The following is a 21,844-nucleotide window of genomic DNA, read 5'->3' on the forward strand; positions in this document are numbered from 1 at the left end:
GCCAGGGTCGTCGGTCCGGCGCTCCTACCGAGGTCACATCGCGCCGGGCCCGCGCGCAGCGGGTTCGTCACCCGGAGCAGCACCCCGCCGTGAGGACGTGTACATCCTGCGCGGTCAGTCGCCGCACACCGCAGGGCATCGGCCCCGCCGGCTCTTGGTGGACCCGGCTCGACGCCCCCGCAAGCGAATGCGTTGGGCGATACACCGATCCGCCCCTCGGACACCGAGTTGGAGGTCCACGGCCACTGGGCCTGTGGGGGTTCTCCCGTAGTGGCGCCGATCACGTCTCGCGGGTCGCTCCCGCACGACAGACTGGCTGCATGGTCACTGGGCCGACGCCGTCACGAGCAGTTGCAGCCGTGGTCACCGGAGTTGGGACCGCCGTGTACTACGCCACGCCCGACGTCATCCCCGTGCGCACGGCGCGCGTCTGGGTGAAGGCAGGGCTCACGGCTCTCGCCGTCGCAACATCCGTGCCGGAGCTGCGGGCGACATGGGCTGCCGCACGCGAGCGGCAGGAGCTCGACGGCGCGGCCCCTCTCTCGGAGGTCCTCAGGTCGCTGCCCGCCAGCAGCAAGGCCGTCGTCTTCGGGTTGGCTGCCGCCGGACTCGCCGGGTCGATCGGGGGGATCCTCATCGCCGAACGGTGGGCCTTCCGCCACGGACAGGCACGGGCAGCCGCCGGAAAGCGACTGCCGCACACCGGCCCGGCGCTCGTGTACGGGGCGCTGGCGAGCGGACTCCGGCTCCTCCCGACTCCATCGGACACGCCATGACGTACGAGCCCAGGACGAGTCGTGCGCGAAGGCCCTCACCGAGGCCAGTTCCCCCGGGCCGGCCTGCACGTGACCGTCACCGACCTGGCGGAAACCGTGTGCGCATGCAGCAAGTCGCCCCTCGGACACAGCTCACCGCGGTGTTCCTGCAGGTCAAGTGCTCAGGATGGACACGTCCACGTGCAGTTGCCCGTGGCGGCCTCGGTCGCTCCCCCCCGGCACAGCCCGCGGGGCTCCGTGCGACCAGGCGTGTGAGAGGCTCGGTCGCTGCCCCGCGAGCACCGGCTGCCCGCCGTCCCGTCCGGCAGGCAGTTCGACCAGCGGCGACCTCGGAGGCGAACGTGCCGCACTCGGCCACCTCGCTGTTGCGGATCACCTCCTGGGTCACGATGGGGCTGGGTGCGGTCTACGCGGTCACGCTCGTCCCCGGGGTCCGCCCGACGCCGGGATACCGGCCAGGTATCGACTGGTGGCTCAACACGGCCGTCGACGTGGGCGTCGTCCTCGTGCTCGCCCTCCGCACCCTGGTCGACCGCCGAGACCGCGCGGCCTGGCTGTTCATGACGGCGGGACTCGTCGCGGCCCTCGCCGGGAGCACCGCCTACTTCGCGTACTACCAGCACCTCGACCCCATCCCGAGCCCGTCGTGGGCGGACGCGGGATGGCTGGCCTTCTACGCGCTGCTCGCCGTCGGGCTGGTCCTGCGGCTGCGCACCCGGGCGCGCAGGATGCCGTTCAGCCTCTCGCTGGACGGGCTGATCGCCGGCCTGACCGCCGCCGCGCTGGCCGAGAACTACGTCGACGGGGCGGCTGTCCCCCTCGGCGGCGACAGCACCGCGACGCTGACCACGGCCTATCCGATCGCGGACCTGCTCCTCCTCGCCCTGGCGGTCGCCGCGCTCGCCATGCTGCGCATCGGCGCGGGCTGGTCCTGGTGGCTCCTCTGCGCCTCGTTCGTGACCTTCTTCGTGACCGACACGATCTACGCGGAACTCGTGGCGAGGGGCGCCTACGTCGGCGGCGAGCCGGTCGACCTGGGCTGGCTCCTGGCCCGGCTGCTGCTGGCGGGCGCGGCGCTGGCCTCCCTGCGGTGGCGGGAGTCGCGGACCGTGGACCTGGAGGGGGTCAGCGTCCTGGCCCTGCCCGGCGTCTGCGGCCTCGCCGTGCTGGGGATGCTCTTCCACGGCAGCCACGCCGGGATCACGCCGTTCGCCTCGGTCGTCGCGCTGGTCGCCGGCGTGCTCATGGTGGGACGCACGGCCCTGACCTTCCGGGAGCTGCGCGTGCTCACCGAGCTCCGTCAGCGCGCGCTCAGCGAACGTCTCGTCGAGGCCCAGGACGACGAGCGCGCCCGCATCGCCGCGGACGTCCACGACGACTCCATCCAGGCGCTGGCGGCCGTGGACCTGCGCCTCGGCGCCCTCCGGAACCGGCTGCGCGATCGTGCACCGGAGGAGGCGGTCGAGGTCGAGACCGCGATGGACGCCGTCCACGGGGCGAGCGACCGGCTGCGGCACCTGCTGTTCGAGCTGGAGACGCCGGTCCTCGACGCGACGCTGACCGACGGCCTGCGCGACGCGGCGGCGCAGGTCTTCGAGGACTCCCAGGTCGCATGCACGGTCGAGGAACGAGGGCGGGCCCCCCTCCCGCAACGGGCGCGGGTGTCTGCGTACCGGATCGCCCGTGAGGCGCTGGTGAACGCCCGCAAGCACGCAGAGGCGCGCACCGTCACCGTCACCGTCGACGCGACCGTTCGTGGCGTGGAAGTGCACGTCGTGGACGACGGGAGGGGGACGGCCGCCACGGCGTCCCTCCCCTCGGGACGCCGCCACTCCGGCGTGGTGGCGATGCGCGACCGCGCGCTCGCCTCGGGCGGCTGGTGGCGGTCGGCGCCCGGCCCGGGCGGCATCGGCACCGCCGTGGCGTTCTCCCTGCCGGTGGCCGGCGCCGGCGAGTCCGCCGCGCCGTCGACGGGTGATCCCCTAGCCGGCCAGCAGTCGGCGGACGACGTCGGGCGCACCGGGCACGGCCACGACGAGGTGGCCCGACACGCACCTGCGGAGCAGCCCGGGGAGGTCACCGGCGACGGCTCCCTTGAGCAGGTAGGCCGACCCGCCGGCGGCCAGCATGCTGGTCCACGTGGTGGTGTCCGCCTGCGCTGAGAGTGCCGCGACGACCGGCCGGTGCGGCAGGGCGACCAGTTCCCGCACCAGGTCCGGACCGCCTCCCGGCATCCGCACGTCGGTCACGACGAGCGCCGCGCCGTGCTCGCGAGCCGCCGCGACGGCAGCGGCGCCGTTGGCCGCCTGCGCGACGACGCGGAAGTCCGGCTCCCCCTCCAGCAGCTCGGCGAGGGCACGCAGGACGAGGCGGTCGTCGTCCGCGACGACGACGGTGATCTCGCCGCGAGCTCCGGTCCGCACAGCAGCACACTCGCGCACGGTCCTCCCGTTGTCGTGATGCGTGCGCACTGCTCGACTAGTGCCGGTGCACCAGGCGTCACCCCTCGTCGGTCCGCCGGTGCGGTGTCAGACTCGGATCGTGAGCCGGCCCGACGCGCCAGACGGGCCCGGGCCCAGCACGGTCCGGGTCCTGGTCGTGGACGACCACCAGATGTTCGCGACCAGTCTGGCGCATGCCCTGCAGTCCGAGCCGGACCTGCTCGTCGTCGGACAAGCGACGTCCGTCACCGATGCACAGAACCTGATCGCATCGGCCGCTCCGGACGTCGTCCTGCTGGACCACCGGCTGCCCGACGGCGACGGGGTCAGCGCGATCGCCGGTCTGCACCGCATCCGACCCTCCGCGAGGATCGTGGTGCTGACCGCCACGGCTTCGGACCGCCTCCTCGTCGCCGCCATGGAGGCCGGCGCAGCCGGCTTCATCGCCAAGACCCAGCGACTGGACGACGTGATCGCCGGCGTGCGGGCGGCGGCCCAGGGCGAGTCGGTGGTCAGCGCGAAGCTGCTCACCCGCCTCCTGCCGCGCCTGCAGCGACGGAGCGGCGCCCGCAGCACGGAGCTGACCGAGCGGGAACGGGAGATCCTCGACCTCCTGGCGAGAGGGCTGTCCAACGCCGACATCGCCCAGCACCTGACGATCAGCGTGCACACCGTGCGGAACCACGTGGCGAACCTCTCGGCCAAGCTCGGCGCGCACTCCAAGCTGGAGGTGCTGTCCATCGCCGTCCGCGAAGGCCTGGTCGACAGCGGCTGATCGGCGTCCGGCCGTGGACCGGCTCGTAGTGCATGCGCACCAGGCGGGTGGCGCGGGCGCATCTGGCCGCGGCCGCGCGGCCTGATGAGCCTGGGAGGCGGCCGGCGGGCAGCCGCGCGCCGGTTCGCCAGAGCACAGGAGAAGTCACGTGGCCAGGTCACGACGCGGGCGAGCGGAGGACGTCCCGCGGGAGCACACCACGGTGGAGGTCCCGGGCTCCGCCGACGTCCGGGGGGCCGAGCCGGAGCTGCGATCCGCCACGAGCCCGGACAGCCCGACGCAGGTGCCCGCCCGCACGCTGGTCGTCGACCGGCTGACCGACGCGCTGACCAGCGCCGAGCACTCGACCGCCGTCCTGCTCGTCGACCTGGACCACTTCAGGATGGTCAACGCCTCCCGCGGGCACGGCGTCGGTGACCGGCTGCTGGTCGCCATCGGCGCGCGGTTGCGCGCGGCCGTGTCCGGCCAGGAGGAGACCGTCGCCCGCTTCGGTGACGACGGGTTCGTGGTCATCTGCGAGGACACCGGCGACCACTCGGCACATGCGCTGGCCTGCTTCCTCCGGAACATCCTGGCCGAGCCCTTCCGGATCGACGGTGCCGCCGTGCACGTCACGGCGTCCATCGGCGTCGCCTCGGCACCCGCGGAGGCGGCAGTCTCGGCGACGGACCTGCTGGGCCGTGCGGACACCGCCGTGCACACCGGGAAGAGCGCCGGCCGCGGTCGGGTGCACCTGTACGAGCAGACGCTGGGCGACGACGCAGCGGATCGGTACGCGTTGGCGGCCGACCTGCCGGCCGCGCTGGCGGTTGAGCAGCTCCACCTCGAGTACCAGCCCATCGTGGACCTGCGGTCGGGGTTGGTCGTCGGGATGGAGGCCCTGGCCCGCTGGACGCACCCCGAGCGCGGTCCGGTGCCGCCCAGCAGCTTCGTCGCTGCGGCGGAGCTGCTCGGTGTGGCACCCGAGCTGGACCGCTGGGTCATCCAGCGTGCCCTCCGGGACATGGCTCGGCTCCGCGCGGCGGGCGTCGTCCCCGCCGACGCCCATCTCGCCGTGAACCTGTCGGCCGCCGACCTGGCCGACAGCCTCCTCTTCGACCACCTGCTGGGCTGGACCGAGAGATGCGGGCTGCCGGCCGGCCAGCTGGTCCTCATGATCACCGAGACGGCGATCATGCAGGACACCGAGTACGCGGCACGGCTGCTCCGCCTCCTCCGCGAGCAGGGCTTCCGGGTGGCGATGGACGACTTCGGCACCGGTTACAGCTCACTGGCGCACCTGCGGGACCTCCCCATCTCCGCGCTGAAGATCGACCGGTCCTTCGTCGTCGACATCACGGAGCAGCGGGATGCGCTGGCGATCGTCGCGTGGATCGTGGACCTCGCCCGAGCCGTGGGGGTCGCCGTCGTGGCCGAGGGCGTCGAGACCGCAGAGCAGGCTGCGCTCCTCCGAGGGCTCGGCTGCGTCACCGCACAGGGCTGGCTGTGGGGTCCGGCCGTCCCCGCGACGGCGCTGCTGAGCGGCCGCGCGTGGACGAGCCCGCTTGCCACGGGGCGCGGGGCCGCCGTCCGTTCCAGGAGGACGAGGCGCGGTCAGCGCGACGGTGCCGGCGCGCACGGTGTCGAGAGGCTGCTCGAGCTGCACCGGGACGGGGCGTCCATCGACACGATCGCCGCCGAGCTGGATGCCGAGGGCTTCCGTACCCCCGCGGGTCGGCGCTGGCTCCCCTCCAGCGTCGCCCGCGTCATCTCCCAGCGGATCCGTCGTTCTGCCGGCACGCCGGACGACTTCCCGGACGCCAGGCGTTTCGCCGGGCTCGCCGGGACCGCGAGGCATCCCCCGCGCCGCTTCCCGCCGCCCGTCGGCGATCCGGACAGCCGGGCACCGGAGGGCCGCGGGCGGCGGGGCGGCCCGTGACGCGCGGTCCTCATCGACACGCCCGGTGATCCGTGGTCGAAGCCGTGTGCGTACGTACCGTGTCGCCCCTCGGACACCGGCTGAAGCACATCCAGCCCCCGCTGCCGCCGTCGTCCCATGGGCGACGCCGGCCGGTGCAGGTCCTGAGCTCCAGCTCGGGACGGCCGCAGGCCGAGCGCCTCGCCCGTTGTCCGCCTCGCCCGTTGTCATCGACCAGCACGCCGGCACTCGTGGGAGAGCACGCGAGCAGGCCCAGGGTGATCTGGCCCTCGGCGTCCTCACCGGTCTTGGACCACAGCAGGTCATCGCGGGTGAGCACGACCCGAGAGCCCGGGTCGGGACCAGACCACGGTGGCGGGGCGTCGTCGTCCCCGCCGCGGTCGACAGCCCTGCCAGGATCACGCTGACAGGCTGGCTCCGGAGTTCCGTCCGGTCGGGTCGTCAGCGACCTCGTCCAAGATGCCGTGCTGCCCGCTTCCGACGAACCACTCGTGTTCGTAGACCCGTCCGAACTCAGTGGCCGTGACGGCCTCGCGCGGCACCTGGCTGTCGTGTGCGGCCATCGCCCGACGTTTGGTGAGCAGTTCAGCAGTGCTCGCGCGCAGGGTCGTGGTGATCTCTGCTGGCCGGGACCCCAGGTGGCGAGTGGCGCTGCGGGGTCGGCTGCCTTCGACGAGATGGCGGGGGCCGGCCAGCAGGTGCTCCGGGTTCACCGTGGCCTCGTAACCCGTCACCTGCATACGGTGCACGACCCACCGGCCGAGCCGCGCGACCGCGATGTGGTCCGGGTGCCCGTAGATGCCTCTGCCGTCGTAGTGCACCAGCGCCTCGGCTCGCTCCTCGTCCACCAGGTCGACCAGTGCGCGCGCCGACGACAGCACCTGGCGCGCGAATGCCCGGGGATGCCCGTTGGTGGGCGCTCCGGCCATCCCGGAGTCGCGGTGTCCGAGGATCACCAGCCGGGCGACACCGAGCAGGGCACAGGCGGATTCCAGCTCGCGGACGCGACGGGACACGAGGGTCTCACCGGGCCTCAGGGGCGTGAGCGGAGTGCCCTCCTCGCCCCGAGTCGCGGTGACCAGCACGACACGCGCGCCACGGTCGGCCAACCGCCGGATCGCGGCGGCGGTGAAGATCGATTCGTCGTCAGGGTGCGCGTGCAAGAACACGACTGACCGGCCGGTCATGCGGGCGGTCCCGGCGGGGGCCTCGATCACCGTGGCCCGCCACTCCCGTGGGCCGCACGGCCCCACCCGCGGACGGCGCGGCGAGTGCCGTCAGGGTGCGGCTGCCAGACGCCGCACGTGCTCGTGCCGGACCGTCCGGGAGCGGTGCGCAACGGAGTCACCATGTCCTGTCAGAGGCAGCGCACGCCTCCAGCTGATACGCGATCCGTACCTGGCGGGGGCACACCCACCGTCCCGCCCCGTGCTGTCGTCACTTCGCTCTGGCAGGCAGGCAGGCAGGCCGGCCCGTCCCGGCGTTGGCCGCGGCAACCGGCCGAGCCCCAGGCGGACTGGCAGGGCCGCGGTGCCCTGGCCCCGCGCGGCCCCCGAGGGTGACCCGTGGGACCGGTGAGCGGACACCGCCGTGTATCAGGCAGCGGTCGGTCCGGACTCGATCCACGTGTACCCGATGCTCGGGAGGATCGATGCCTGACCAGTCTGCCTGCCCACCTCTGACCGCGGCAGCCCACCGTCCGTCGCGGTCCGGGGACCCGGACACGCATGACGAACCGGGGATGCCGTCCGGTGTCGGTCAGGTGGGCAGGGTCGTCCCGATCCGGCGCGAGGAACCCGCGCCGGTGCGTGTGGTGGTGGCCGACGACCACCCCGTGGTCCGGGCGGGCCTGCGTGCCCTGATCGCGAACGCCGACGGGATGACCGTCGTCGGCGAGTCGGCCGCCGGGCGGGACGCCGTGCGGGAGACGCTGCTGCACCGCCCCGACGTCCTGGTCACGGACATGCGACGGGGGTGTCCCGACAGCCTCGCCGTCATCAGGGACGTCGCGCGGTCGGTGACTGGCGTGGGCGTGCTGGTCTTCACGATGGTGGACGACGACCGGTCCGTCGTCGCGGCCATCCGCGCCGGGGCGCGCGGATACGTCGTCAAGTGCGCCCCTCGGGAGGACGTCCTGCACGCCGTTCGCGGCGTCGCCGCGGGAGGAGCCGTCTTCGGCTCCCGGATCGCCGACCGGCTCGCCGATCTCGTGTCCGGGTCCGCCGGGAGGCCCTCGGTGCCCTTCCCGCAACTGACGGCGCGGGAACGCCAGGTCCTCGACCTCATCGCCGCGGGCGCGCCCAACTCGGCGGTCGCACGCCGCCTGCAGCTCGCGCCCAAGACCGTCGGCAACCACGTCTCGGCGATCTTCAACAAGCTGCAGGTGGGGGGCCGCGCCGAGGCGATCGTGCGGGCCCGCGACGCCGGTCTGGGCGCGCTGAGCGCATGAGGTGGCGGCCGTCGCCGGACGTACCCGGGACACCCGGGAGGTCTTCCCGGGTCGCCGGGGGCAGGCCCCCTGCCAGGTGGGGGTGCATCCGCCAGAACCTTGCAACGAACCAGATCCGCTCAGTCGCCGGACAGGAGATGGCCATGACCGCCAAGGCAACCGGACCGGCCGCCACCGTCGCCGGTCCCAAGGACATCGTCTGGGACATCACCTACGCCTGCCCCCTGCGGTGTGCGCACTGCTACTCCGAGTCGGGCCGACGCGCATCCCGGCAACTGGACCGCGCCGGCCTGCTGCAGGTGACGGATGCGCTGCTCCAGCTCGACCCGCTCGGGATCGTGCTGGCCGGGGGCGAACCCCTCGTCGTGCCGCATCTGCGCGAGGTCGTCGAGCGGATCACCGCGGCCGGTGTCCAGGTGCACCTCTACACGAGCGGTTGGCGGGTCACCCCGGCGATCGTGGAGGACGTCCTGCGGCTCTGCACCACGGTCAGCGTCAGCCTGGACGGCGCGACCGCGGAGGTCCACGACCGGATCCGCGGCCGGGCCGGGTCCTTCGACCGGGCGATGAACGCCCTGGGCCTGCTGGACGAGGCGGCGCGCAGGGCACGGCTCCGCGGGGAGACGCCGCTGTGCGCCGGGATCGACGCGACGATCGTCCGGAGCAGCCTTGGCCAGCTCGAGGACTTCTGCACGACCGTCGCTCCGCGCTTCCCCGAGCTCGCCTTCCTCTCGTTCGGCGCGGCGATGCCGATCGGGCTCGCCAGCCGGGCCGGCTTCGTCGACCACGAGCTCCTCGACGACGAGCAGGCCGACCGGTTGGTCAGCCCAGAGACGGTCGGCCGCCTGCAGTCCCTCCTCCCGCCGTCGATGCAGGTCTCGGCTACCGACAACCGCCTGCTGCAGTACCGCCCGGACCGTGTCGCCGCGGGCCTGCTCCCGGCGATGCAGGTGGAACCGGACGGCCGGGTGCGGGCCATGGCGATCTACGAGGGCACCGTCGGGAGCCTCCTCACCGAGGCGCCCCTCACCCTCTGGGAGCGGTCGATGGCCAGGCTCGCCGATCCCTTCGTGGTCGAGACCCTGTCGCCCGTACGCACGATGCGGGAGTGGGCCGAGGCGACCCGGCGGCTCGACCGCCACTTCGCCACCGACGACGACCGCGACCGCATCGACCGCCGTCCGGTGTACCTACCGCTGGCCGAGTCGCGCTGAGCTGTCCCGCGCCCGGTGCTCCGGGCACGGGACGTACCCGCCCAACCAGATGAGGAGAGGAGGTGATTCGGATGGAGACCTCTGTCGAGGCCCTGCAGATGCTCGAGGAGATGGAGCCCGCGCCGGGGCTGTTCCCCTGTCGTTGCACCTGCCACACGGCGGAGTAGTCGCTCGCGGCGCACCGTTCCCGCGCACACCACGCGGGAACGGTGCGCCGCACCCCGAGATGAGGTGAACGGATGACCGGGACCGCATCGGCGGGACGCACGGCACAGACCCCACCCGGTTGGCGTGGGCTCGTCGGCCTGGTGCGACTCGCCCCGGGACACGCGGCGGCCAAGAGTGTCTGCACCGTCGTGACCCTGGGTGTCTCGCTGCTGGTCCCGGTGGTCGCTGCCCGGGTCGTCGACCAGGTCCTGGCCCGGCAGGGCACCGGCCGCGAGCTCGCGACCCTCGCCACGCTGATCCTGCTGCGCGCCCTCGCGGAGGCCTACGGCGAGGTGGCCGGGGTGTCCGCGCGCACCGGCACCCTCGCGGCCCTGCGGCACCGGCTGGTCACCCACATCCTGGCACTGGGCGTTCCGGGGACCCGGCGTCATGCCAGCGGAGATCTCGTCACCCGGCTCACCGACAACGCCTCCATGAGCGCCCGAGCAGTACCGGAGGTCGTCGAGGCCGTCGTGGCCACGGCGGCGTCCCTCGGCGCGCTGATCGCGCTCTGGATCGTCGACTGGCGGCTCGGGGTGGCGTTCCTGGTGGGCGCGCTCCCGATCGTCCTCCTGCTCCACCACCTGATGAACCGGGTGACCTCGAGCTTCGAGGACTACCTCCGGCACCTCGCAGCGATCGCCGTCCGGCTCACCGACGCGCTCGCCGGCAGCAGGACCATCCGCGCGGCCGGCACCGGGCCCCGCGAGGTGGAACGGATCCTCTCCCCCATGCCGGACCTGTCGTCGGCCGGACTGCGTACCTGGGCGGCCCGCCGCGCGGTCTCGTGGCAGGTGCCCTTCGCCCTCGTCGGCGTCCGGGTCGTCATCCTCGCCGTCGCCGGCCTCGGTGTCACCACCGGCCGGTTGTCACCGGGTGAGTTCCTCGCCGCCGCGCTGTACGTCCCCATCGCGCTCGGCTTCGTCCAGCAGGTCGACACGCTGATGTTCCTGGCCGGCGCCCGCGCCCACGCGGGTCGGGTGATCGAGGTGCTGGCCGAACGACCGCAGTTCCGCTGCGCCACGAGCACGCCGGCCGACGTGCTGCCGCCCGGGCCGGGAGCGCTCTCCTTCCACCGGGTGACGGTGCGCCACGAGGACCGGACGGTCCTCGACGGGCTCGACCTCGACGTGCCGGCCGGCGCGTCGGTTGCCGTGGTGGGTCGCTCGGGGGCCGGTAAGACGACCCTGTCCCTGCTGGCCGGACGCCTCCTGGACCCGGACGAGGGTGAGGTCCTGATCGACGGGGTCCGCGTCGACTCGCTCTCCCGGGCGGCCCTGCGCTGCGGGGTCGGCTACGCCTTCGACCGCCCCGTGCTGCTCGGCAGAACGGTCCGGGACGCGCTCACGTACGGCTGTCCCGGCACCACCGGGGCCGACGTCGGGCAAGCGGCTTCGGTCGCCCAGGCCGAGGCCTTCGTCCAGCGGCTCCCGCAGGGGGTGGACACGCCTCTCACCGGCGCACCGTTGTCGGGTGGGGAGCTGCAGCGGCTCGGCCTGGCCCGCGCGGTGGTGCACGGGGGCCGCATCCTGGTCCTGGACGACGCGACGTCCAGCCTCGACACGATCACCGAGGCGAAGCTGGCTGCCGCCCTCACCGAGGGGTTGGCCGGCCGTACCCGCCTCCTGGCCGCCCACCGGGTGGCCACCGCCGCCCGGGCGGACCTCGTCGCGTGGCTGGAGGACGGTCGGATCCGGGCCGTCGCGCCACATTCCGTGCTCTGGGCCGCCGAGCCCGCCTACCGCGCGGTCTTCGCGTCGGTGGCGCAGGTCGGCGAAGGGGAACCGCAGGTCGACGAGGAGGAGCTGTGCGCCTGAACCAGCCCGGCATCGCGCTGGTGTTCCGCCAGCTCCGCGGCTCGCCACGCCCTCTGGCGTGGATCCTGCTCTGGTCGGTCGTGGAGTCCCTGCCGGCACTCGTGTCCGGCCTTGCGGTGTCGCGCGCGGTGGACCACTTCCTCGCGGACGACGCCGGCCTGGGGCTCGGGTACCTGGCCCTGCTCCTGGGAACCGCCGCGATCGGCGCGGCCGGCACCCGGCAGCTCTTCCCCTGGCTCGCCGCGGTCATCGAGCCGGTGCGAGACGCCTTTCTCACGGCTGTCGTCCGGGGCGCCGTCACCGACGAGACCCGCACGGTCGACACCGCGGCCGTCGCGCGGCTCGGCGAGCAGGTCCAGGCCGTCCGCGAGGTCCTCTTCGTGACCCTGCGCGTGGTACGGCAGATCGTCTTCACGGTGGTGGCCGCGCTCGTCGGCCTGGCCCTGCTGTCCCCGGTGGCGGCCCTGCTCTCCGGGGCGTGCGCGACCCTCGCCCTCACGCTGTTCGCACTGCAACTGCCGGACCTGGCCGAACGCCACCGAGCGGTCCTGCTGGCCGAGGAGGAGGTCGCGCGTCGGGCGAGTGCCACGGTCGAGGGCGTTCGCGATGCGATCGCGTGCGGGGCGGTGGACCGTGCGGCGGACGAGGTCGGGTCCGCCACGGACGCGGCCGTGGGGAACGAGCGCCGCCTGGTCCGCAGGACCGCCCTGCGGACCGCGATCGTCTTCCTCGGCGCCCAACTGCCGCTCCTCGTGCTGCTCGCCGCTGCCCCGTGGCTGCTGCGCGAGGGCCAGCTCACCGCCGGCGGCCTCGTGGGCGCCATCACGTACCTGACGGTCGGACTCGAGCCCGCCCTGCGCAGGCTGGTCGAGGCCGTCGCGACCTGGGGTCTGGAGATGGCCGTGACCATCGTGCGGCTCGGCGAGGGGTTCACCGACCCGCAGCCCGAGCGGGACCTGGTGCCTGCTCCGGCGCGTCACGACCTGGAGGTCAGCGGGCTCACGTTCGCCTACGGCGCACACGCAGCCCCGGTGGTCCGTGACCTCGACCTCGTGCTCCCCGAGGGTGGTCACCTCGCGGTGGTGGGCCCCAGCGGCATCGGCAAGTCGACGCTCGCCAACCTGATCGTCGGCCTGCTGCCGCCCCAGGGGGGCAGGGTCCGGCTCGGCGGCGTGGACATCTGTGACATCCGTCGCGGCGATCTGCGCAGGCAGCTCGGCCTGATCCCGCAGGAGGCGTACGTCTTCGCCGGCACGCTGAGGGAGAACCTCACCTACCTGGCGCCACGGGCCGGCGACCGGGCGGTCACCGAGGCTGCCGACGAGATCGGCCTGACGCCGCTCCTCGAGCGGCTCGGCGGGCTGGACGCCCGGGTCGGCGCCGGCGGTGTCGAGCTCTCGGCCGGCGAGAAGCAGCTCATCGCTCTGACCCGGGTGTTCCTGTCACCGGCCCCGGTGGTCATCCTGGACGAGGCCACCTCGAGCCTCGACCCGGTGGCCGAGGCCCGCGCCGAAATGGCCTTCGCCCGGCGCCAGGGCAGCCTCCTCGTCATCGCTCACCGCCTCAGCTCCGCCGTGCGCGCCGATCAGGTGCTCCTGCTCGACGGCGACACGGCGTGCCTGGGAAGTCACGACGAGCTGGTGCGCAGCTCCGCCCTCTACGCAGACCTGGTGGGGCACTGGGACCTCTCCCGTGCCTGATGAGCAACTCGAACAGGAGAGAAGCGCCATGACGATCGCACCTCCCACGCACATCGTCTGGGACATCACCTACACGTGCCCACTGCGGTGTACGCACTGCTACTCCGAGTCCGGGCGGCGTCCATCCCGGCAGCTGAGCCACGAGGACATCCTGCGCGTCGCCGACCGGATCATCTCGCTCCGCCCGGAAGGCGTCGGACTGGCCGGCGGTGAGGGGCTGGTCGTGAAGGGCGTCTTCGAGGCCGTGGACCGGATCATCAGCGCCGGTGTCGACGTGTACCTCTACACCAGCGGATGGCCGCTCCGGGGGGCCTCGATGCTCCGCGAGATCACGCGGCTGCGGCCCCGGGTCCACGTGAGCGTCGACGGTGCCACCCCCGAGGTGCACGACCGGATCCGCGGCCGGGCCGGGGCCTTCGACCGGGCCATGCTGGCCCTGGGCCTGTTGGACGACGCAGCCCGGGAGAGCCGGCTGGCCGGCGGCCCGCCGCTGGAGTTCGGTGTCGACGCGACGATCGTGCGCAGCAGCTTCCCGCAGCTGGAGGCCTTCTGCACCGATCTCGCCCCCCGCTTCCCGGAGATGCAGTTCCTGTCCCTCAGCGCCGTCGTGCCCAGCGGGCTCGCGAGCCGCACGGGGTTCGTCAGCCATGAACTGCTCGCCGACGAGCAGGCGGACGCGCTGGGAAGTCGTGCGCTGAGGGCGCGCCTGCGGACACTCGCCCCGCCCTCTGTGGAGTTGATGACGTCGGACAACCGGGCGATGGGCATGCACCCGGACCTCGTCGCGGCCGGGAAGGTCTTCCGCGCGTGCGCGATCGAGCCGGACGGGCAGGTGCGGGCGATGTGCATCTACGAAGGCACCGTGGGGAACATCCTCACCGAGGATCCCGCGCTGCTGTGGGAACGCGCCGTGGCCCGGTGGAGCGATCCCGTCGTGGTCGAGACCCTGACGCCGGTGCGGACGATGGACCAGTGGGCGGCGGCGGCCCGACGCCTGGATGAACACTTCGGGTCCGAAGAGGACCGGGTCCGCATCGGGCAGCGACCCGAGTTCCCCGAGCCCGCAGGGGTCTGAGGCCACCGTGGAGGAGACGCTCCTCGTCGACGGCCTCCAGGCTGTCCTCGACCGCTGCGGGGCCGAGGACTGGCGCGTGCGGCCGGGGAGGTCCTGGTGCCACGTCGAGCCGCCGGGCGGGGTCCCCGGGATGCAGGGGTGGAAGCTGCACCTGTCGGCGACGCCGTTGTCCGCTCCCGTCGTCCTGGCGAGGGCGGCCGACGTCCTCGTCCGGCACCGCTGTCCGTTCAAGTTCGCCCCCACCCTGCGCCTGGTACAGGAGCTCGGATCCCGCGGGTGCGACCGCGGCGGCGGAGGCAAGTTCCTCACCGCCTACCCCGACCTCCACGGTGATGCGCTCCGGGCTCTGGCCGCGGAGCTGCACCGGGTGATCGAGGGGCTGCCGGGTCCGGGCATCCTCTCGGACAGGCCGTACCGGCCAGGGAGTCTCGTGCACTACCGGTTCGGCACGTTCACCGGCGTCCCCCTCCTCGGCAACGACGGCACCTACGAAGCGATGCTGATGGCTCCGGACGGCAGCCTGGTCCCGGACCAGCGCAAGGCATGGTTCACCCCGCCGCCCTGGGCGCCGCCCGACCCGTTCCGGCCGATCCCTCCGGCCGGCGCGGGCGCAGCGACCCAACCGGTGTTGCTGAACGGCAGGTACCTGGTCCGGGAGGTCATCCGCCACGCGTTCACCGGGGGCGTGTACCGGGCCACGGACGAGGTCACCGGGGAGACGGTCGTGCTGAAGCAGGCGCGTCCGCATGCCGGGGCGGACCTCACCGGGCGGGACGCCCGCGACGCCCGGCGCCACGAGGCGGCGATGCTCGAGCTCTTCGGGCCGTCAGGTCTGACCCCGCGCCTCCTCGAGCTGTTCGAGCAGCAGGGCGACCTCTTCCTCGCGCAGGAGGCGGTGCCGGGCGTCACGCTGCGCGAGTGGGTCCCGGACAACACCGCGCCCGACGACGGCGGTACCTGGGGGAACTCGCCGGCCACGGTCGCCCGGATGGCGGGTGCGCTGGTCGACCTGGTGGCGCTGGTGCACGGCCAGGGACTGGTGCTCCGCGACCTGGACCCGAACAACGTGATGGTGACGCCCGACGGCGAGCTCCGCCTGATCGACCTGGAACTGCTGGCCCGGCCCGGGGAGCTCGTCGCTGCCGCGTACACGCCCGGGTACGTGGCGCCCGAACTGGCCGGCCTGCCGGCGATCGGCCCGGCGCCAGAGCCGGCGGCCGACCTGTTCGGCCTCGGTGCGACCCTGTTCTACCTCGTCACCGGCGCCGACCCGCTGCTGCCGCCGGACGAACCGCACCCCCGTCCGCACCGGGAGCGGATCGCGAGCTGGCTCCACCAGGTCGCGGGCGGCAACGAAGCGGCGCGGCGGCTGGCCCCGGTCATCGCCGCGCTCCTGCACGAGGACCCCGCCCGCCGGCCAGGGCTGGAGGCCGTCCGAGCCGGACTGGCCGATCGCTCCCCTCTTGCGCCCATCGCGGTTCCCCGTGGGATCGACGACGCCGACCTCCGGCGGATGGTCGACGACGCGCTGGGGCACCTGGTCGCCACGATGGATCCCGACCACGCCACGCGCCTGTGGCCGTCGGCTGCCTTCGGCACCACGACCGACCCGCTGAACGTGCAGCACGGCGCCGCTGGAGTCCTGCGGGTGCTCACGCTCGCCCACGAGATCAGCCGGGACCCGGGGCTCCGGGAGGCCGTCGACGTCACCGCACGCTGGATCGGCCGCCGGGTCCACCGGGAGCCCCGGATGCTGCCGGGGCTCCACTTCGGACGGTCCGGGACGGCGTGGGCGCTCCTGGAGGCCGGCCGGACACTCGGCGACCGGGATCTCGTGTCGGTCGCCGCGGACCTCGCTCGGCGGGTGCCGGTCCGATGGCCCAACCCGGACGTCTGCCACGGTGTGGCCGGGGCCGGCCTGACCCAACTCCGCTTCTGGGAGTGCACGGGTGACCACGAGTTCCTGACCCGAGCGTGCCAGGCTGCCGACTCGCTGGTATCGGCGGCCCGACGCCAGGGCGACGACGTCCTGTGGCCGATCCCGCAGGGCTTCGCATCCAGCATGGCCGGGGTTGCCCACTACGGCTTCGCTCATGGCATCGCGGGCGTGGGCACGTTCCTCCTCGCCGCCGGCCGGGCCACCGGGTCGGACCCGTACCTGGACCTCGCGGGCGCGGCCGCGGAGACCCTCGCCGCGGCGGCGGAACTGGACCGCGGAGCTGCGTACTGGACCGCTGGTCCGGAGGGTGGCCGTCGGAAGACGACCTGGTGCAGCGGCTCCTCGGGCGTGGGCACCTTCCTGGCGCGGGTGTGGCAGCACGGCGGAGACGCGAGGTATGCCGAGCTGAGCGCGCAGGCCGCCGTCGCCGTCCGTCGCTCGCGCTGGCACGCCGGGACGGCACAGTGCCACGGGCTGGCCGGGGACGGGGAGTTCCTCCTCGATCTCGCCGACGTCCTCGGGGACGAGCGGTACCGGAACTGGGCGAGGGAACTGGCCGTCGGCCTGCGCGTGCGCCACGCCCTGCGAGCCGGACGCATGGTGGTCCCCGACGAGATGGGCAACGACGTGGTCGCCGACTTCGGGACGGGGCTCAGCGGCGTGGCGGCCTTCCTCCTGCGACTGCAGCACGGCGGCTCTCGGTTGTGGTTGCCGGGTGGATGGACCAGCGAGCATCCGCTCGGCGTGGCGGACGGGCAGCCCCGGTCGCGGACACCTGCGTCCGGATCGGACGGCGTGGACGGCGTGGTGGCGGCCGGTCGCGCTGGTGCAACGCCCCGGACCGGCACGCGTGTCTCCGGCACGGCCACCGGTGGGGGCGGTGGCGGACCGTGGTGACGGCGGAGGATGTGTCCTCCGGCTCGCGCAGCCGTCGGTGTGGTCGGACGAGCGGTGGAACACCTGACTGTGGCGCGCGGCCGAGCCTCGTCCCGGCCACCTCCGACCCTGCACAGCACCCGCCGACTTCTCGACGACCACCGACGCACTCGACGGGGGCGACCGGCGAGTAGTGCTTCGTCAGCTCCTTCTGGCTCGTCCGTTCGCTGCGACGGAGGCATGACTCGCGCGAGCCGGCCGCTGTGCGGGGGCAGCTGGAGGGGTCCGCGGCGGAGGTGCTCGCGCCGCCGAGCGCGTCCGGGTGCAGACAGGTCCCCGGTGGACACCGGGTGGACTCCCGCACGTCGGTGGTGAGCCCGCGACGGCCGTCCGTGGCGAGAGCTGTCATCGGGATGACAGGGCGCGTGTCCGCCGGCTGGCAGCCCGGCCCGCGTCCTGCGCCGTAGTTTCTGTGCACAGCGAGTTCCAGTGCAGTCCATTCCCCGCAGCACCTCCTACCAGGGGCGGCACGGCTTCGCTGCGAGTCCACTGCCTACTCGCCCCTCCCGTTCCAGGGGCATCCGACCGCATCGGCCGGCCACGCGAGAACAGGACTGTCCGCAATGACCCTGAACGCGTACCTCACCACTGCGCACGCCACCACGGAATGCGACAACGAGGCGTTGCTGGAGCAGGCGGCCGAGGGTGACCAGCTGGCTTGGCGGCGGCTGGTCGAGAAGTACGACGGCCTCGTCAAGTCCGTGGCGAGGTCGTTCCGCCTCCAGTCGGCAGACGTCTTCGACGTCGCCCAGATGACCTGGATGCGCCTGCTGCAGAACATGCACACCATCCACCACCCGGAGCGACTCGCGGGCTGGCTCGCGGTCACCGCCACGCGCGAGTCACTGGCGGTGCTGCGGAAGGCCTCCAGGCAGGATCTGGTGCTCGGGGTCGAGGAGGTGCCGGATGAGGACCCGGCGGCCGACTTCGAGACGAGCGTGACCGACCGCGACGCGGCGCGCGGCCTGTGGGGGGCGGTGGCCGAGCTCTCACCCCGCCGACGGTCCCTCCTCCTCGCCTTGTTCCGGGACGAACTGGACTCCTACAGCGAGGTCGCGGCGAAGTGCTCGGTGCCGATCGGGAGCATCGGTCCGACCCGGGCCCGGGCGCTCGCCCAGCTCCAGCAGAAGCTCGCAGCTCGCAGTCTGGGACCTGCTGACCTGTGAGGGGCCAGCAGTCGCCACGCCGTCCAAACCCTTCGCCGCCACTGCGTTCCCCGCCCGTGGCGAGCAGACCACCCGGCCACCCCCGTCACCATCCGAGGTCCACCATGCTCGCTCCCCGGCCCTGCTTCCGACACGCCCGATCGGTCTGGATGGCCCGTTGTCCGGACTGCACCGACTGGCACCTGGTCCTCGCGACAGCCCGGCGCAACGGCCAGGGCGCTTCGTCCGGATCCGCATCAGCCGTGGCGCCGCATCGCCGTCCTGCGCGGGCAGGTGCCACGACTGCCGTCAGCGCCGGGGGCCGCTCGGCCGCCTGATCGTCTGGCGCGGGACCTCCGGATCCGCCGCCGACCGGACGGCCCCGTCGCTAGACCTGCCGGTCGCCCAGGAGCGGGATCAGTTGACGGATGAAGTCACGATCGGCCCCGGCCGGCGCATCGCGGTACGCGACGTCGAACTCCTCCAGCGCGGCCTGGACCATCTCACGCAAGGCGGCACGCGCGAACTCGATGCTCGCGTGACGCTCGAAGAGGCGGAAGACCCACTGCACGTCGCGCTCCGTGCGCTGCTCACGCGGAACGGAGAAGACCCGTCGGAGCTCATCCCGCTCTCCGTCGGTGCACTGACGGAGGGCGTGGATGAGGATGAGTGTCCGCTTGCCCTCCCAGATGTCGCCGAGGATCTCCTTGCCGTACTGGTCCTCGTCCCCGACCAGGTTGAGGATGTCGTCCTGGATCTGGAACGCCGCACCGAGCAGGAAACCGAACAGGTTGAACCGGTCGGCGTCGATGGTGCCGGACGTCCCGATCAGGGCTCCGATCCGGCAGGGATGGATCGACGTGTACCAGCACGTCTTCTTGAGCACCATCCGCAGGTAGTCGTCCTCCGTCAGCTCGAAGACGTTGTCACGCGTCCAGCCGAGCTCCAGTGCCTGGCCCTCGACCGACTGCAGGATCAGGTGTTGCGCTTCGTGGAAGACGCGGTAGGAGAGGTCGGCGCCGAGGATGGGGATGTTCTCGATCAGCGAGCCGATGCTGAGGACGTTCATCGCGTCACCGACGTTGATGGCGATGGGGATGCCCTGCTCCACGTACAGCGTCGCCTCGTTGCGTCGGTAGAGGCTTCCGTCCTCGATGTCGTCGTGGACGAGGAAGGCGTTGTGCAGGAGTTCGATCGACACCGCCGACGGCAGAGCCCGCTCGATGGAGCCGCCGAAGGCTCGGCAGGTGGCGATGCACAACGCTGGACGCAGGCCCTTGCCGACGTGCGAGAGCTGACCCGTGATCAGGTCGTACAGATACCGTCTCGGCTCGCGGGTGGGCAACTGCCTGCGCAGAGCGCGATAGGTCAGGTCACGGTACTCGGCGAGCTGCCGCTCGACGCCCGCCGCTGTTCCCAGCCGGGCCGTCATGCTCAGCGCTCGACAAAACGGACGTTGCCCGTCGACGAGTCGGGAGGCTCCTGCCCCCGCAGGGCGGCCCCCGCGGAGGAGAACGCCTCGAGCACCGAGGCCATCACGGATTCCGCCGGACCACCTGCCGTGCGCGACGCCTCGGCAAAGGCGCGCAGCAGTTCGCCCGAGGGCGCTCCCGGTTCGGCCGTCAACCGCGCCAGCAACTCCGACCGGCTCTCCCCCGTCCTGACGTACGAGAGCAGGTCCTCGACGTGCATCGCAGAGCCGATCGCATCGAGGATCGAGGCCTCGAGCGCGCCGGCCCCGCGTCGGAGCGCTGCCAGCGCGGAGAGTCCGAGCCTGACGCCGGTGTCGTCCCAGGGCAGACCCTGTCGGTAGCGCTCCCGATCGTGGGCGCGCCAGGGCTCCAGCAGCTCCGGCTCGTGCAGGTCCCAGAGCCGGCACCGCGGTGCATCTGAGCTCGAGTGCTCGAGGATCCCGTTGACCGCACGCCGCGCCGCTTCGTTGGCCCCCTCCATCGTGGCCAGATCGGTGGAGGTCTGCACGTAGTCGGCGGCCAGGAAGAGGTTCGGGATGGCGGTCACCGCCTGCGGCCTGAGCCGCCAGGTGTCGGCCAGGTTGACGAACAGCGGCTCTGCGTTGGTCTTGAGCAGCGGGTCGACGGCGAGGTCCAGGAACCAGTGGACGAGGTTCTCGTTCTCGAGCACGTCGGCGCCCTCCACGTTGAGGCTGCGCTTCAGCTGGTCCCACACCTCGTCCCTGATCTCGCGGCGGGTGCACTGCCGGGCCGTCTTGCCGTTCAGTCCGGGCGTGTCCCAGTCGGAGATGACCACCGAGATGACGCCACGGATGTTGCCCTCACCGAACCGGCTGAGGTCGACGTCGGGCCAGAACTGCGCCTGGGACACGGACGTGAGTGCCCACGGGGAGTCGATGTAGATCTGGTGCCCTGGCCCGATGGGCGCGTCGTCGTCGAGGTAGAACTGGATGCCGTTCATCCAGTCCGTGTTCCCGCTCAGCGTGAAGATGTTGGCCAACCCTGGGTCGGCGCACACGATCCGGTCGGTGAGGAGACCGGCCATGACCTCGACCGGGAGAGCAGACACGTAGTAGTCCGCGTGTGCCTCGCTCATCGCACGGTCGTTCTCGAGGACCACCCCGCCCACGTGGCCGCCGTCCATCTCTATCGATCGGACGCGGGTGTTCAACCGGTAGTCGACGCCACGGCCGCGCAGGTAGCTGACCCAGGGGTCTATCCACACGTCATTGGTCGGCCCATTGAGCACGCGGTCGGCGCTGATCCCCGGCTCGGCCAGGTTGAAGAACAACTGCACGAACATGTCGCCGACCGTCTTGGCGCTCGCCAGCCTTGCCTGAGCTGCGACGACCGACCGGGTACAACCGATTCCGAAGAACTTCTGGTAGGCGTCCGATCGCTCCTCCGCGTCGATGAACTCCCACCAGCCGCGCTTCTCGTACTCGTCGATGCGGCGCTCCGGGCAGCTGGTGATGATCTGCCAGATGCGCTCTCCGAAGAAGGCGAACTCCTCTGGGGAGATCCCGAGCTCGGGCCCGAACAACGCCCGGAGGTCGGTGACCAGCGTGAAGATCTCGGAAACGGTCCTGGGTGTCGTGGTCGGCAACTTGAGGGAGCGGCGGCCGAAGCGCACGAACATGGTCCCGGTGGTGTCCACCAGGTTGTCGGCCACCGATCGCGAGCCGCGGTACGGAACCCGCTCCATCGTGTCGATGACGTGCTGGTAGAACCGCGGGAAGAAGCGAAAACCATGCTCACCCGGGAGGTCCCGGCGGGTCGGGGCCGCGAGCCGGCCGAGATGAACGCTCCCGACGTTCTGGCGGGGCGCCGTGCTGGGGACGACCACGCTGCGGGCCTTGCCTCCGGGCACGTCCCGCAGTTCGAAGACACGGACGGAGAAGCCGCGCTCGCTCAGCTCGTGGGCCGCGCTCAGCCCGCCGATGCCGCCTCCCAGCACGATCACCGTCTTGGTCACCGTCG

The 21,844-nt window shown here is 72.6% G+C and carries 14 protein-coding genes and 1 pseudogene; 11 read left to right on the plus strand and 4 right to left on the minus strand.

Translation table 11 applies throughout. From position 1 onward, the window contains the following. Positions 1-359: 359 nt before the first annotated feature. Positions 360-776, plus strand: a complete 417-nt coding sequence (locus tag CRP39_RS26815; protein WP_172442409.1) for a hypothetical protein — start codon at positions 360-362, stop codon at positions 774-776. A 1,244-nt stretch (positions 777-2,020) separates the two neighbouring features. After that, positions 2,021-2,308, plus strand: a pseudogene (locus CRP39_RS27550) (histidine kinase); the annotation flags it as partial. A gap of 450 nt (positions 2,309-2,758) precedes the next feature. Here CRP39_RS27550 and CRP39_RS27195 read toward each other — a convergent pair. Next, a complete protein-coding gene (locus CRP39_RS27195) occupies positions 2,759-3,199 on the minus strand; it encodes a response regulator (RefSeq protein WP_216359705.1) in 441 nt (146 codons plus the stop codon). 118 nt (positions 3,200-3,317) lie between these two features. On the opposite strand from CRP39_RS27195, the gene CRP39_RS12050 reads away from it, so the two are divergent. Continuing rightward, a complete protein-coding gene (locus tag CRP39_RS12050; RefSeq protein ID WP_097206618.1) occupies positions 3,318-3,992 on the plus strand; it encodes a response regulator in 675 nt (224 codons plus the stop codon). A gap of 148 nt (positions 3,993-4,140) precedes the next feature. Continuing rightward, positions 4,141-5,910, plus strand: coding sequence for an EAL domain-containing protein (locus CRP39_RS12055; protein WP_097206619.1), 1,770 nt, complete (start codon positions 4,141-4,143; stop codon positions 5,908-5,910). Between the two features lie 398 nt (positions 5,911-6,308). Here CRP39_RS12055 and CRP39_RS12060 read toward each other — a convergent pair whose 3' ends face one another. Beyond that, complete coding sequence (locus CRP39_RS12060) at positions 6,309-7,127, minus strand: PIG-L family deacetylase (protein ID WP_097206620.1); 819 nt, start codon at positions 7,125-7,127, stop codon at positions 6,309-6,311. A 524-nt stretch (positions 7,128-7,651) separates the two neighbouring features. On the opposite strand from CRP39_RS12060, the gene CRP39_RS12065 reads away from it, so the two are divergent. The 7 genes from CRP39_RS12065 to CRP39_RS12095 all read left to right on the plus strand — a co-directional run bounded on the left by CRP39_RS12065 (position 7,652) and on the right by CRP39_RS12095 (position 18,413). Then, complete coding sequence (locus CRP39_RS12065) at positions 7,652-8,359, plus strand: LuxR C-terminal-related transcriptional regulator (protein WP_097206621.1); 708 nt, start codon at positions 7,652-7,654, stop codon at positions 8,357-8,359. Between the two features lie 143 nt (positions 8,360-8,502). Further along, the gene (locus tag CRP39_RS12070; RefSeq protein WP_097206622.1) at positions 8,503-9,573 is read left to right on the plus strand and encodes a radical SAM protein; all 1,071 of its coding nucleotides are present in this window, start codon (positions 8,503-8,505) and stop codon (positions 9,571-9,573) included. Positions 9,574-9,929: 356 nt separating this feature from the next. Then, a complete protein-coding gene (locus CRP39_RS12075; protein WP_172442411.1) occupies positions 9,930-11,597 on the plus strand; it encodes an ABC transporter ATP-binding protein in 1,668 nt (555 codons plus the stop codon). Then, positions 11,588-13,297 carry an ABC transporter ATP-binding protein gene (locus CRP39_RS12080; RefSeq protein ID WP_216359706.1) on the plus strand — a complete coding sequence of 570 codons (1,710 nt, stop codon included), beginning with the start codon at positions 11,588-11,590 and terminating at the stop codon, positions 13,295-13,297. Before CRP39_RS12075 ends, CRP39_RS12080 begins: the two co-directional genes overlap by 10 nt. Before the next feature lie 28 nt (positions 13,298-13,325). Continuing rightward, a complete protein-coding gene (locus CRP39_RS12085; protein ID WP_097206624.1) occupies positions 13,326-14,372 on the plus strand; it encodes a radical SAM protein in 1,047 nt (348 codons plus the stop codon). A gap of 7 nt (positions 14,373-14,379) precedes the next feature. Next, the gene (lanL, locus tag CRP39_RS12090) at positions 14,380-17,208 is read left to right on the plus strand and encodes a class IV lanthionine synthetase LanL (protein WP_172442412.1); all 2,829 of its coding nucleotides are present in this window, start codon (positions 14,380-14,382) and stop codon (positions 17,206-17,208) included. A 602-nt stretch (positions 17,209-17,810) separates the two neighbouring features. After that, complete coding sequence (locus CRP39_RS12095) at positions 17,811-18,413, plus strand: RNA polymerase sigma factor (protein ID WP_097206626.1); 603 nt, start codon at positions 17,811-17,813, stop codon at positions 18,411-18,413. A 367-nt stretch (positions 18,414-18,780) separates the two neighbouring features. On the opposite strand, the gene CRP39_RS12100 is transcribed toward CRP39_RS12095, so the two are convergent. Both CRP39_RS12100 and CRP39_RS12105 read right to left on the minus strand, forming a co-directional pair. After that, positions 18,781-19,824 carry a polyprenyl synthetase family protein gene (locus CRP39_RS12100; RefSeq protein WP_097206627.1) on the minus strand — a complete coding sequence of 348 codons (1,044 nt, stop codon included), beginning with the start codon at positions 19,822-19,824 and terminating at the stop codon, positions 18,781-18,783. A gap of 2 nt (positions 19,825-19,826) precedes the next feature. Next, the gene (locus CRP39_RS12105) at positions 19,827-21,839 is read right to left on the minus strand and encodes a hydroxysqualene dehydroxylase (protein WP_097206628.1); all 2,013 of its coding nucleotides are present in this window, start codon (positions 21,837-21,839) and stop codon (positions 19,827-19,829) included. Positions 21,840-21,844 lie beyond the last annotated feature (5 nt).

The sequence above is a fragment of the Geodermatophilus sabuli genome (assembly GCF_900215145.1).
Lineage (GTDB): Bacteria > Actinomycetota > Actinomycetes > Mycobacteriales > Geodermatophilaceae > Geodermatophilus > Geodermatophilus sabuli.